Origin of the sequence: Faecalibacterium sp. An121, from assembly GCF_002160915.1 — a bacterium.
Lineage (GTDB): Bacteria > Bacillota > Clostridia > Oscillospirales > Ruminococcaceae > Faecalibacterium > Faecalibacterium avium.
Map to the genome: position 1 here is coordinate 219959 of NZ_NFLM01000001.1, position 12566 is coordinate 232524.

General features: G+C 53.5%; 16 protein-coding genes and 2 pseudogenes. 15 read left to right on the forward strand and 3 right to left on the reverse strand.

The annotated features are described in order from the left end of the window. The first annotated feature begins 141 nt into the window (after window positions 1-141). A complete protein-coding gene (locus B5E66_RS00980; RefSeq protein ID WP_434800617.1) occupies window positions 142-522 on the forward strand; it encodes a helix-turn-helix transcriptional regulator in 381 nt (126 codons plus the stop codon). Here the strand turns inward: B5E66_RS00980 and B5E66_RS00985 are convergent. Then, a pseudogene (locus B5E66_RS00985) lies at window positions 458-733 on the reverse strand (helix-turn-helix domain-containing protein); the annotation flags it as partial. The gene B5E66_RS00980 and the pseudogene B5E66_RS00985 sit on opposite strands and share 65 nt — an antisense overlap. 533 nt (window positions 734-1266) lie before the next feature. Between B5E66_RS00985 and B5E66_RS13285 the strand changes: the two are divergent. The 12 genes and pseudogenes from B5E66_RS13285 (at window position 1267) to B5E66_RS01055 (ending at window position 10150) form a co-directional block, all read left to right on the forward strand. Continuing rightward, the gene (locus B5E66_RS13285) at window positions 1267-1458 is read left to right on the forward strand and encodes a hypothetical protein (RefSeq protein WP_171031583.1); all 192 of its coding nucleotides are present in this window, start codon (window positions 1267-1269) and stop codon (window positions 1456-1458) included. After that, the gene (locus B5E66_RS01000; protein WP_033126276.1) at window positions 1459-1797 is read left to right on the forward strand and encodes a DeoR family transcriptional regulator; all 339 of its coding nucleotides are present in this window, start codon (window positions 1459-1461) and stop codon (window positions 1795-1797) included. After that, the gene (locus B5E66_RS01005; protein ID WP_033126277.1) at window positions 1794-2093 is read left to right on the forward strand and encodes a DUF3847 domain-containing protein; all 300 of its coding nucleotides are present in this window, start codon (window positions 1794-1796) and stop codon (window positions 2091-2093) included. Before B5E66_RS01000 ends, B5E66_RS01005 begins: the two co-directional genes overlap by 4 nt. Beyond that, window positions 2090-2410 (forward strand): transposon-transfer assisting family protein, encoded by a 321-nt coding sequence (locus tag B5E66_RS01010; RefSeq protein WP_052084072.1) that lies wholly within the window; start codon window positions 2090-2092, stop codon window positions 2408-2410. The genes B5E66_RS01005 and B5E66_RS01010 overlap by 4 nt, the downstream gene beginning before the upstream one ends. Before the next feature lie 336 nt (window positions 2411-2746). Continuing rightward, the gene (locus B5E66_RS01020) at window positions 2747-2968 is read left to right on the forward strand and encodes a hypothetical protein (RefSeq protein ID WP_033126279.1); all 222 of its coding nucleotides are present in this window, start codon (window positions 2747-2749) and stop codon (window positions 2966-2968) included. A 135-nt stretch (window positions 2969-3103) separates the two neighbouring features. Further along, window positions 3104-4693 carry a MobQ family relaxase gene (gene mobQ / locus B5E66_RS01025; RefSeq protein WP_033126280.1) on the forward strand — a complete coding sequence of 530 codons (1590 nt, stop codon included), beginning with the start codon at window positions 3104-3106 and terminating at the stop codon, window positions 4691-4693. Between the two features lie 70 nt (window positions 4694-4763). Further along, the gene (locus B5E66_RS01030; protein WP_173015420.1) at window positions 4764-5411 is read left to right on the forward strand and encodes a CHC2 zinc finger domain-containing protein; all 648 of its coding nucleotides are present in this window, start codon (window positions 4764-4766) and stop codon (window positions 5409-5411) included. Window positions 5412-5424: 13 nt separating this feature from the next. Next, window positions 5425-6723 (forward strand): virulence-associated E family protein, encoded by a 1299-nt coding sequence (locus B5E66_RS01035; RefSeq protein ID WP_033126282.1) that lies wholly within the window; start codon window positions 5425-5427, stop codon window positions 6721-6723. A gap of 253 nt (window positions 6724-6976) precedes the next feature. Further along, window positions 6977-7174 (forward strand): hypothetical protein, encoded by a 198-nt coding sequence (locus B5E66_RS01040; protein WP_033126283.1) that lies wholly within the window; start codon window positions 6977-6979, stop codon window positions 7172-7174. 6 nt (window positions 7175-7180) lie between these two features. Beyond that, a complete protein-coding gene (locus tag B5E66_RS01045; protein ID WP_033126284.1) occupies window positions 7181-8845 on the forward strand; it encodes a recombinase family protein in 1665 nt (554 codons plus the stop codon). Window positions 8846-8936: 91 nt separating this feature from the next. Then, window positions 8937-9020: pseudogene (locus B5E66_RS01050) on the forward strand (Maff2 family mobile element protein); the annotation flags it as partial. A 263-nt stretch (window positions 9021-9283) separates the two neighbouring features. Then, entirely contained in the window at window positions 9284-10150 is an 867-nt protein-coding gene (locus tag B5E66_RS01055) for a VirB6/TrbL-like conjugal transfer protein, CD1112 family (protein WP_087228113.1), read from the forward strand. A gap of 92 nt (window positions 10151-10242) precedes the next feature. Here the strand turns inward: B5E66_RS01055 and B5E66_RS01060 are convergent, their stop codons facing one another. Beyond that, on the reverse strand, window positions 10243-11139 hold the full coding sequence (locus B5E66_RS01060) for an IS3 family transposase (protein WP_242958053.1): 897 nt from the start codon (window positions 11137-11139) through the stop codon (window positions 10243-10245). Continuing rightward, window positions 11112-11432 (reverse strand): transposase, encoded by a 321-nt coding sequence (locus B5E66_RS13290; protein WP_242958050.1) that lies wholly within the window; start codon window positions 11430-11432, stop codon window positions 11112-11114. Before B5E66_RS13290 ends, B5E66_RS01060 begins: the two co-directional genes overlap by 28 nt. 114 nt (window positions 11433-11546) lie before the next feature. Here B5E66_RS13290 and B5E66_RS12715 point away from each other — a divergent pair, with 114 nt between their 5' ends. Then, window positions 11547-11963, forward strand: coding sequence for a hypothetical protein (locus B5E66_RS12715; RefSeq protein ID WP_143406908.1), 417 nt, complete (start codon window positions 11547-11549; stop codon window positions 11961-11963). A 181-nt stretch (window positions 11964-12144) separates the two neighbouring features. Continuing rightward, window positions 12145-12483, forward strand: a complete 339-nt coding sequence (locus tag B5E66_RS01070) for a helix-turn-helix transcriptional regulator (RefSeq protein WP_087228116.1) — start codon at window positions 12145-12147, stop codon at window positions 12481-12483. Window positions 12484-12566: the final 83 nt, after the last annotated feature.

A 12566-nucleotide genomic window follows, 5' to 3' on the forward strand; every position in this document is an offset into this window, starting at 1 on the left:
ATTAGAGATGTAAAGAGTTTTGGTGAAGAGGTTTGTGAGTATGGCTTTTATAACCAGGGTGCAATGAGAAGCACTAACAGCAGCTAGCTTAAGAACGCATAGGATATACTTTTTATGGAAGTCACAGAGGAGGAATAAAATTTGAACAGGATTAACAGAGTAACCTCTATTCTTATTCAGCTGCAATCAAAAAAAATAATTCCTGCCAAAGAAATTGCACAGCGATTTAATATAAGCTTAAGGACAGTTTACAGAGATATCCGGACACTTGAAGAAGCCGGAATACCAATTGGATCTGAGGCCGGAAAAGGATATTTTCTTGTAGAGGGCTTCCTACTTCCGCCGGTAATGTTTACAGCGGCGGAAGTGGGTGCATTGATTACAGCAGGGAAATTTTTAAATTGCCATGGAGATGAATCATTTATAAAGGATTTTGATTCAGCTATGTATAAAATCACACGACTTCATCACTCAAATGTAATTCTTCTATCGGCGTGTTTTCATATTTCCGATTGTTGGTAAGGCCGAGCAGATAGTCAACGGACACCTGATAGAAGTCTGCCAGCTTCAACAGGCTGCCGTGATTGATTTCCTTGTATTCATCGTTGTCGTTTTCATAGCTGCCGAGGGCTGATTTTGAAATGCCGGTTTTCTGCGCCAATTCTTCCAGATTTAAGCCCTGTTCCACCCGTAAATCTTTCAGGCGTTCCTGTACGGAAATGCGGGTTTTCATAGATACATCGCTCCTTCCTGCGGCTGGCTGCCGCCGTCAATTTCATTATACCATACCCGTTCCGCAATCGTGGAAATTTTCGATTTTGGGGCGGTTTTCCTACTTTGTGGATATACGGGAGAAGGCTCAAAAATGTGCCATAATGGGCTTAGTTCATCGATGGATTATTCCAATCGAATGACCGGCCTGTATGGGATATGCTCCCCGGCGATGTAGCGCAACGACTTGCGGCAGGGAAATGGAGGAACCATGACCGCAACGAGCGTACCAAAGGGAGCGAAACGCCGTTGTGAGAGCCAGGGGCAGGAACGACATCAGGGAGAACCGGCGAAAATGAACACCGAATTGATACCGAAACACAACAATCCGATAGGGCATAGTCTACCCTATCCATAATACTACGGGGGATTTCCGGGCGGCTCTATGGCCGCTTTTTCCTTGAAAATCGCCCCGAAACACGACACTAAAATCTGCTATCCGTCTATTGCGGCTGTTACGGCTGAAATGGGCGGATTTTTGTTTAAGGAGGCACCATGCCGAGAATGCCGAAAAAGAGGAAGCTGGAACTGTCTTTCTTCCTCAATGAACGGGGGCGGGTAACGTACAACGACCTTTGCCGGAAATGCCAGCGCACTTGCAAGCAGAGTTTCCGGGCGGTCATTGTGGACTGCCCCTATTATCTTTCCAAACGCTCAAAACGAAAAGTAAAGGAGGACACCGATTGAATGGAAGTTGAATTTATGACCGCAGACACCGCCCTACCGCCCTGTATGCCGCTGCCGAGAGCCATGCTGCGGCTCCCGATCAGCAGCACCGCAAAGGTCATGTACGCCCGGATGTTGGATATTGTTTTCTTGTCAGGTATAGAGGACGCCAACGGGATTTTGTTTATCCATTTCCCTATCGTGGAACTGGCGGCGGCACTTGCCCGCAGCACCATGACCGTGAAGCGTTCCCTGAATGAATTGGAGGACGCCGGACTGATACTGCGAGTGCGTCAGGGCTTCGGGGAACCCAACAAAATATATGTACTCATTCCGAAGAAGGAGGCCAGCCGCCGATGAATGAAAAGCTGGAAAAACTCAATCAGGAGATAGAGAAAACGGAAAAGAAGCTGCGCTGGGCGCAACAGGAGGAAAAGCGTCTGACCCATCAGGCTAAGGCGCTGACCCGGAAGGAACGGACGCACCGGCTTTGCACCAGAGCCGCCATGCTGGAAAGCTACCTTCCCCACCCGGAAGCCATCACGGATGAACAGGTCAGTTTGTTCTTGAAGCTGCTGTTCCGGAAGGACAGCACCCGGCAGCTTATGGAAAAAGTGTTCGCCGGAAACGGCACAGAGAAGGAGGGCGCAGAATGAAGATGGATTTTTCAAAAGACGAGTTGGCTATGGTCTATCAGTACGCCGCCGGTACGAAGGAAGAAACTCTTGCGGGGCTGAAAGAAATCGTGCCGGTTATCCGTGACCGGCAGACAAGGGAGATTGTGGAGAATACCATCCGAAAGCTGGACGCCATCCCGGAGCCGGAGTGCCGCCGCTTTATCGCTGATACGAAGCAGCGGTTTATCCAGAAGCGGGACAATTCCATCCGGCGCAGGCTTGCCGAAGCCAAGGCACAGGCGAGGGCGGAAAAGCCACATCCCAAGAGAAAACAGCCAGACCGGGAACGGTCATAATTGCTTCCAGAGCCGCAGCCCGTGGACTGCCCCTCTGAAAGAGGGCGCAACTATACACCACCTGAAGGTAGTGTGTTGCGCCCTGCCGGGGGCTTCCTGCGGAAAGCGGATGATTGCCCGCAGCGTTCCGGCTCCTGTCAATCATCACAGAGGAAGCTACACTTCCCCTGCGCTGGCTGACGCCAGCTACCCCTTTGTGTACTTGCCGCCCGGGAACACCTTGCACTGCAAGCTGTTCCCGTCCAGCAAGTTTTACAATAGGCCGCTATACTTTTCTGAAACGATGAGGTATAATGAAGTCAACGACAAATTGGAATTTGGAGGGGATATAGCAATATGAAAAACAATAGATACTTAACTGTTGGCTTATTAACAGGATTTATTGTTGGTGGTTGCATAGGTGTGTTGGCATGGGCGTTTTTGCAAAATCTTTTTGCCATTCCTATTTGTGCAAGTATCGGAATGTTGATTGGAATTGTTATAGGCACGGTGATTGATTATGAAAAAACATCAAAAGAAATAGATAAAATAGATGATTCCTTAAAGGGAAAATCCTAATTTATCGGGCCACCCTGATCCGAACTTTCAAAACTGAATACCAGCCACCCACCGGCGGCACCACCGAGCAGGAAATCTTGAAACAGGTTCCCTGCTCTTTTTATGCCCGGACACCGGGAGAAAGGAGGACGTGACTTGCCATGCCCGCACTTTGATGTGAAAATCATCCAGCGCAGCAAGCGCCAGTCAGCCGTTGCGTCTGCCGCCTACCAGAGCGGGGAACGGCTGTTTTCCGAATACGACCAGAAACAGAAATACTATTCCCATAAAAGCGAAATCGTCCACACCGAAATCATGCTGCCGCCCCATGCCCCGCCGGAATACGCAGACCGGAATACCTTGTGGAACGCCGCCGAAGCCATCGAGAAGCAATGGAACTCCCAGCTTGCCCGGAGGTTTGTGCTTGCCATTCCGAGGGAACTTCCCCGGTCACAGTACGCCGACCTTATCCGGGACTACTGCCGGGAGTTTTTTGTTTCCAAGGGCATGATTGCCGACTTTGCCATCCATGACAAGGGGGACGGAAATCCCCACGCCCACATCCTGCTTACCATGCGGGCAATGGACGAACAAGGCAAGTGGCTCCCAAAGAGCCGGAAGGTTTATGACCTTGACGAGAACGGCGAGCGTATCCGGCTTGCGTCCGGCAGATGGAAAAGCCACAAGGAGGACACCGTGGACTGGAACGACCAGAAGTACGCCGAGATATGGCGGCAGGGCTGGGCTGACACGGCGAACCGCTATCTGGAAGCCATCGGCAGCCCGGAGCGCCTTGACCTTCGTTCCTATGCCCGACAGGGGATTGATAAAATCCCCACCGTCCACATGGGGCCAGCGGTCAGCCAGTTGGAGAAGAAAGGCATACAGACCAACATCGGCAACCTGAACCGGGACATCAAAGCCGCCAATTCCCTCATGCAGTCTATCCGGCAGATGGTACGCAGCTTAAAGGGCTGGCTGTCCGGCCTGAAAGAGAAAAAGGCAGCGCTGCTGGAAGTGCTGGAACAGGCAAAGGAGCCGACCATCCCCGAACTGCTTTCCCGGTATCTGGATATGCGGAGCGAGGAACGCACCGGCTGGACTTCCAAGGGGAAGCTGAAAGGCACTGTTGGCGATTTCAACAAGGTCATGGAAGCCCTTGACTTCCTGCGGCAGAAAGAGATCTCCACCGTGGAGAGCCTTGACGCCTATCTGGATAAGGTCAGCGGGGAGATACTTTCTGCCAAAACCGACATCCGAAAATCGGAACGCCGGATAAAGGCCATCGACACCACCCTTTCCCATATCGCCAACCACGGAGCCTACAAAGAGGTTTACAAGAAATACGCTTCCATCGGCTGGAAAACCCGAAAGGAGAAGTTTGCCGCCGAACACCGGGAGGAACTGGACGCCTACCTTGCCGCAAAGCGTTTCTTCAAAGCCCATCAGGAGGAATTGCCCTTCGATGCGAAAGAGTTAAAGAAAGAACGGGCGCAGCTTTCCGAGGAACTGTCTAAAAAAAATGAGGGATTGCAGGCGGTTCAGGCGGATATGAAGCTGCTGCGGGATGTGCGCTACTGGATAAACCATGTGCTGCCGCCCGACCAGCGCCGTGTTGTGCCGGAGCCGGGAAAGAAGCCGTCCATCAACGAACAATTAAGCTGGAAGATTGAGGGCGCAAAACAGCGGGAAGAACAGAAACGCCAGCAGCCCCGCCGCCAGCAAAAACAGGATATGGAACTTTAACCAATCAGGCGCTTGCCTTTTCTTTGTGAGAATGGCAGGCGCTTTTTCTATTTTCAGGAGGATTTGCCTATTGAACGTATTTGAAGCCGTGAAGCAGTCTGTTTCCACCCGGCAGGCCGCCGAGCATTACGGTATCCGGGTAGGGAGAAACGGGATGTGCGTCTGCCCTTTCCATGACGATAAAAACCCCAGCATGAAGGTTGACCGGCGTTTCCATTGCTTCGGCTGTCAGGCAGACGGGGATGTGATTGACTTTGTTTCCCGTCTGGAAAACGTCAGCCCCAAAGAAGCCGCCCTCATGCTGGCGCAGGACTTCTCCATCCCCTATGAGGACAGGGAGCCGCCAAGCAGGAGCCGCCCGAAGCGGAAGCCACGTCAGGAAAGCCCGGAACATCAATTTAAGCGCATGGAGCGCCACTGTTTCCGGGTACTGTCCGACTATCACAATCTGCTGCGCTGCTGGAAGCGGGACTATGCCCCAAAGACGCCGGAGGAAGAATGGCACCCGCTTTTCGTGGAAGCCTTGCAGAAACAATCCCATGTGGAATATCTGCTGGATGTGCTGCTGTTCTCCGACATAGGGGAACGGGCTGCCCTGATTGCCAGCTACGGAAAGGAAGTGAGGAACCTTGAGCGGAGAATGGCAGACCTTGCCGCCAGAACTGCGGCAGGCCGTGACGGACACCATCGAAGCCGCACCCCCGCCCCGGAGCGTTGAGGAAGTGAAAGCCATGCTGGAGGGCACCGAGAAAGGCGGCGTGCGGAACAGTATCCACAACTGCCTGACCGTGTTCCAGTATGACCCCATTCTTTCCGGGGCGGTTGCAAAAAATCTCCTGACCGAGCGTATTGACCTTCTAAAGCCCATCGGCAGGAAACGCAGAACCGGCAGCAAGGCCATGACCGACACGGACATGAAATATATCCGGCTGTATCTGGAAGATACCTACGGCCTGACAAGCGAGAAAAAGATAGCAGACGCCGCTGATCTGGCCGCAGACGCCAACAGCTACCATCCCATCCGGGACTACCTGAACGGCCTTGTCTGGGACGGGAAAGAGCGTATCCGCTACTGCCTGCGTCACTTTCTGGGAGCCGACACAGACAACTTCACTTACCATTCCCTGCGGCTGTTCCTGCTGGGAGCCATCCACCGGGCATTCTGCCCCGGCTGTAAGTTTGAGGTCATGCTCTGTCTGGTTGGCGGTCAGGGAGCCGGGAAATCCACCTTCTTCCGGCTGCTGGCCGTAAAAGACGAGTGGTTTTCCGATGATTTGCGGAAGTTGGACGATGATAACGTGTACCGCAAGCTACAAGGCCACTGGATAATTGAAATGTCGGAGATGATTGCCACCGCAAACGCCAAGAGCATAGAGGAAATCAAGTCATTTTTAAGCCGCCAGAAGGAGGTCTATAAAATCCCCTACGAAACCCACCCGGAGGACAGGCTGCGGCAATGCGTGTTCGGCGGGACTTCCAATGCGCTGGACTTCCTGCCCCTTGACCGTTCCGGGAACCGGCGCTTCCTGCCGGTCATGGTCTACCCCGGACAGGCCGAGGTACACATTTTGGACGATGAAGCCGCTTCCAGAGCCTATCTGGAACAGGTATGGGCGGAAGCCATGACAACCTACAAAAGCGGCGATTTTAAGCTGTCTTTTACACCCGAAATGATACAGTACCTCAAAGAACACCAGCGGGATTTCATGCCGGAGGACACCAAGGCCGGGATGATACAGGCGTACCTTGACCGCTACACTGGCAGCGCCGTATGCTCTAAGCAGCTTTTCAAGGAAGCCCTGAACCACCCCTTTGACGAGCCGAAGCAATGGGAAATCCGGGAAGTCAACGACATCATGAACCACTGTATCACGGGATGGAAGTATTTCTCCAATCCCCGGATATTTGAAGGGTACGGCAGGCAAAAGGGCTGGGAACGAGAAGCCCCGGCAACGGGCGCTGACAACGGGCGTGAAAAAACGCCGGACGGATTTGTGGAAGTCACGGAGCAGATGGAACTTCCCTTCTGAATAATCCGGAGAAATCACAGCCGGTTGCCGACCCCGTTGCTATCCCGTTGCCGAGCCGGTTGCCGGGAAAAAGACCGTAACTGCGGGCTTTTCTCCCCTCTGACAACCAAAGCAACAGAAAAATAAAAGAAAAAGTAAATAAACAGTAACCCGCCAGACAGAGATTGTTTTCGAGGTTTTTTGAAGACCGTTGCCGGACTTCGTTGCCGACCTTCTCCTGTCTGGCTTATTTTATTTATGGAGGTAACTGCCTATGGCAAAAAGCAAAACTGAAATCCATGTCACAACGGTATTTGACGGCGAACTGGACGCTACGGATGTTTTCGTGAGCCTGATTGCACAGAAATACAGCCAGAGAAATAATAAAGAATATCTTGCGAAAAAGCAAGATTTAGAGTATAATAAAGACAAGGTTCAGAGTGACCGTGTTCCGTCTGGATTGTGCGGGTAAACGGTTATGATGAACGGAATGGAATATACAGGCATGGACGCAATACTGGCGGGCAGCTTCCGGGCGGCTATCTATTGCAGGCTTTCCAAGGACGATGACCTTGACGGGGAGAGCGCCAGCATTGCAAACCAGCGGGATATGCTGGAAACCTACTGCGAGAAGCAGGGATGGGAGGTTGTTGCAGTCTATCAGGACGATGGCTACACGGGGCTGAACATGGAGCGCCCCGACCTGAAACGGATGTTGAAAGCCATCGAGCGCAGGCAGATAAACCTTGTGGTCACGAAAGACCTATCCAGACTGGGTAGGAATTACTTGCAGACCGGCTTCCTGATTGAAGATTTCTTCCCCCGCCACGGCGTCCGGTATATCGCCATGAATGACGGTATCGACACCATGCGGGACAACAACGACATTGCGCCGTTCAAGAACATCCTCAACGAGATGTACAGCAAGGACATTTCCAAGAAGGTTCATTCCTCTTATCTGCTGAAAGCGCAGAAAGGCCAGTTTACCGGCTGCCTTGCCCCCTTCGGGTATCGGAAAGACCCGGAGGACAAAAACCATCTGCTGATTGATGAGGAAACGGCCCCCATTGTCCGGCGTCTGTTTGCGTGGGCGCTGGAAGGACACGGCCCCAACTACATCCGGCGCAGGCTGGAAGAAGAAAAAATCCCATGCCCGACCTACTGGAACCGGGTGCGGGGCTTTCGGAACGTGTCAACCAAGTGGGAAAAGAAAGACCCGGTAAACGGGCGGTATATGTGGGATTTCTCCGTGATTAAGGACATCCTGATGAACCCCGTCTACACCGGCGCTATCGCTTCCCAGAAGAAGGAATACCGCTTCAAAATCGGCACCATCGGGGAGAAGAAGCCGGAGGACTGGATTGTGGTGGAGAACCAGCATGAGCCGCTTGTTGACCGCAAGACCTTTGACATCGTGCAGCGCAAGCTGAAATCCCGGCAGCGCCCCCGCCAGACCGGGGAAATCAGCCTGTTTGCGGGGCTTATCAAGTGCGGCGAGTGCGGGAAGTCGCTGACGATCCGCTACACCAACGACAAGCACCCGAAGCAGATTTATTCCTGTAAGACCTACAACGCCTACGGGAAACAGCACTGTACCCAGCACCGGGTTGAGTACGACACCCTTTACAGCCTTGTACTGAACAAAATCCGGGAGTGCGCCAGAGCCGCCCTGATGGACGGGGAAGCCGTTGCCGGGAAGCTGACCGATACCTGCGAAGCAGAGCAGAAAGGCCAGCGGGAAGCATTGGAGCGTTCCCTTACCAAAGACGAGGAACGGATTGACGTTCTGGAAAAGATGGTGCTGCGGCTGTATGAGGACATGGTTGCCGGACGTATCAGCGAAGCGAACTTCAATCTGCTGATGGAAAAGACGCAGGCGGAACAGGCCGAGTTGAAGGCAAGGGTTGAGGAAGGCCGGAAAAAGCTGGCCGATGAAATCCGGCTTGCGTGTGACGCCCGCCAATGGGTGGAAGCCATTCAGGAATACGCCGACATCACGGAACTGGACGCCGCCACCTTAAACCGCCTGATTAAAGAAATCGTTGTCCATGAGAGTATAGACAGCGATAAGACAAGACACATTTCTATCGAAATTCATTTCAATCTCAAACCCATCCCGGAAGTGGAGCAGGTCACGGCCTGACCTGCCCCCGCCGGGGCGGTTCTTAAAAACTCCATAGATATTTCTTGACACGCCGCCGCCCGCCATCGAGCCGTTTTCCTACACCTATTTGGGGATAAAACAGCTCATGGCCGGCGGCGGTGTCGCCCTCATCGGCACCACCCTTGTGCCTCTGCTGAGTGGCCTGTTTGGCTAAAGATAGCCGGATAGCGTAACCCTGTAATCTGCCCCTACCCAGCGCCCCAAGCGGGAACTGCCGCCCACAGTACAGGGCTTCCACATTCAGCCCGCGGCGCGCTGGCAGGTGGGCAAAACCGCTTCATCACTCAACTTTCATTCACCCACAGGAGGAAAACGAATATGGAACTCTTTTCTGTTGCAACTGCGCTCTTTCAGTTTCTCGCGTCCCTCATGAGCCTTTTGTCCCGCTTTCCGCTGATGGGCTAAGGAGGGCGGCCCGTGGACAAGGTACTCCAGAAAATCACCGAGTGGCTCAAGGAGATACTGGTCGGCGGGGTCATGGGCAACTTGTCCGGGATGTTTGATTCGGTCAACGAGCAGGTGGGCGAGATCGGCGAGCAGGTCAGCCTGACCCCCGCCGAGTTTTCGCCCCGGGTCTTTGAGATGGTCCAGGGGGTGTCCGAGTCGGCGATCTTGCCGATCGCGGGCATCTTCCTGACCATCGTGGCCTGCTATGAGCTGATCCAGATGGTCATCGACCACAACAATCTGGCCAACTTCGAGACCTGGACCTTCTTCCGCTGGGTGTTCAAGACCTTCGTGGCCGTCACCCTCATCTCCAATACCTTTGACATCACCATGGCCGTCTTTGACCTGGCCCAAACGGTGGTGGCCGAGTCCAGCGGCATCATTGCGGGAAACACGGCGGTGGATGACACCACCCTGCTCACCCTGCAGACCTCCCTCATGACCCTGGAACTGGGCGAGCTGCTGGCCCTCTATCTGCAATCCTTCCTCATCGGCTTTACCATGAAGATTCTCGGTATAGCGATTTTCGTCATCGTGTATGGCCGCATAGTAGAGATCTATCTCGCCGTGAGTTTGGCCCCCATCCCGTTTTCGACCTTCGGCAGTAAAGAGCAAAGCCAGATCGGCCAGAACTACCTGCGCAGCCTGCTGGCTCTGGGCTTGCAGGGTTTCCTCATTATGATTTGCGTCGGCATTTACGCTGTTTTGATTCAGGGCGTCTCCTTTGCATCCGACCCCATCGCATCCATTTGGGGCGTCATTGGTTACACCGTCCTGCTCTGCTTCACCCTGCTCAAGACCGGCACCCTCGCCCGCAGCATCCTCAACGCACATTAAGGAGGTAACATGGCAGTGACCCCTTCCCCAAAAAACGGACACAAAGCAGGATAAAAAAGCCGAATAAAATGCAGAGATAAGGTGTACTGCAATCAGGCGGCGGAAGCGGCAAGTTCAGCTTCAAAACTTGCAGGCGAACGCCAGCCAAGGGCAGAATGGGGGCGGATGGTGTTGTAAAAGGCTTCGAGATAGGCAAATATGTCGTCCTGTGCAGCAGCCCTTGTAGGATAGTGCTTGAGGTGGACCAGCTCGCACTTGAGGCAGCTGAAGAAGTTCTCCGCAACAGCGTTGTCATAGGGGTCACCGCGGCGGGACATGCTCTGCCGGATGCCGTAGGCTTCCAGGCGCTCCCGGTAGCCCCGGGCGGCATACTGGATGCCCCGGTCACTGTGAAAAATCAGACCTCTGGCAGGTTTGCGGCGGCGATACGCCATATCCAGTGCTGCCAGCGTCAGCCGGGTATCGATCCTGTCCGAGAAGGCATAACCGACGATCTTACGTGTGCACAGGTCTTTGACAATGGCTAAATAGAGCCATCCTTCCCCGGTGGGAATGTAGGTAATATCTCCCACCCAGGCCTGGTCAGGCCGGTCAAAGGAAAAGTTCCGCTGCAAAAGGTTGGGCGCAATGGGATGGCTGTGATTGGAATGGGTCGTCGTTTTATAAGCCCTTCTGCGTACCGAGGAGATCCCGGCCAGCCGCATCTGACGGTGCACCCGTTTGCGGGAGCAGCCAAATTCCGGCTTCAGCAGCCGGTACAGGCTGTCCAGCCCCATGGCCGGATACTTCTCATGCAGTTCGATCAGCCGGCGTCGGAGCGCCTGGTTTTGCAGCCTGCGCCTGCAGGTCTTCTCTGCCTTCCAGCCGTAATACCCGCTGCGGGATACCTCCAATACCCGGCATGCCTGCTCCACAGAGGCCCCCTGACGCTTGAGCGTCTGGACGCAGCGGTATCTCTCCTCTACGGTTTCGACAGGATGCCGACGGATTTTTTTAAGACGTCTATGACCTCGTCTTTCTCGCCCAGCTGCCTGCGCAGGCTGCGATTCTCTGCTTCCAGCTCCCGGATGCGCTTTTGCTCCCGGTTCTGTCTGCTGACCTGGCCCATCTGAATGCCGGAGGCTTTCAGCCAGCTGCGCAGCGTGTCGATGCAGATCCCCAGCTCTTTGGCCACTTCCACCGGCTGACGGCCCTGTTCCGTGACCAGCCGCACGGCTCCGGCTTTGAATGCATCGTCGTACCGTGGGGGCGCTGTTCGTTTTTTCGTTTTCTTCTGTTCCATAACGTGTGCTCCTTTGCTTTCCAGTTTACGACTCTTTTCTCTGTCTGTCAATTCGGGTATAGGGGCAACCAGCTGAATGAGAAAACCGCTGCCATTGTACAGCAAACAGAGGAATTGAGAGATTCCATCCGGGCCGATGAATCTCGCCTTGCTGAGATTGCGGTGCTGCGGGGGCACATTCTGAACTATGTCAAAACACGGGATATCTACCAGGCATATAAGGCCAGCGGATTCAGCAAGGGGTATTTTGAAACCCACCGGCAGGCCCTGACCCTCCACAAGGCAGCCAAGGAAGCCTTCAATCAGCGGGACTTGAAGAAGCTGCCCCGCATCCGGGACCTGAATGCCGAGTATGCGCAGCTTCTGGAGCGGAAGAAAAAGAACTACGCCGAGTATCGCCAGAAGAAAGCACAAATGCAGGACTGGCTGATGGCACAGAAGATTGTGTCCGTGATGCTGGATGAAAAAGAACAGAAAGAAACCGAGATCAAACGGCAGGAAGAAAGAAAAACACCGGAACATGGTCAATGATCTGGCTGGCACAGCAGTCCTCCATATGGCGGCTGCTGTGCCGGCTTTTTTGTTTGCTGAGATGTTTGTTTTCTTCTCTAGTATACAGTTCACTGCCGAAAGTGTCAATAAAACTATACATCTATAGATAATTTATTATCCATCGTCGTATAGTAAAGTATATGTATGGAGGCAAAATGACATGATTTCTGAAAACATCAAGCGTTTGCGGGAGAATGCTGGTCTCTCACAAGCTGCTCTTGCTCGAAAGCTAGGTGTCACTCGTGCCAGTGTCAACGCATGGGAGATGGAGCTGTCTGCACCAACAGCACAGTATCTGATTGCCCTCGCTCAGATTTTTCATACGACGACGGATGATATTTTGGGTCTGGAGCCGCAGGAACAGATTGTCCTGCGGGATATGAACGAACAGGAAAAGCGCCTGGTTTATGATCTGGTCTCCTATATAGCGGCAAGAAAAGACGCCGACAGGCAGGCGATGAAACCGGAAAAAGCAGATCAGGACGAAAGTGAATCGTGAAGGGACTTCCCATCCTGGCAGCATTTGGATATAAAATGAAGCTGGCACAGCAGTTCGCCAAACGGCGGCTGCTATGCCAGCTT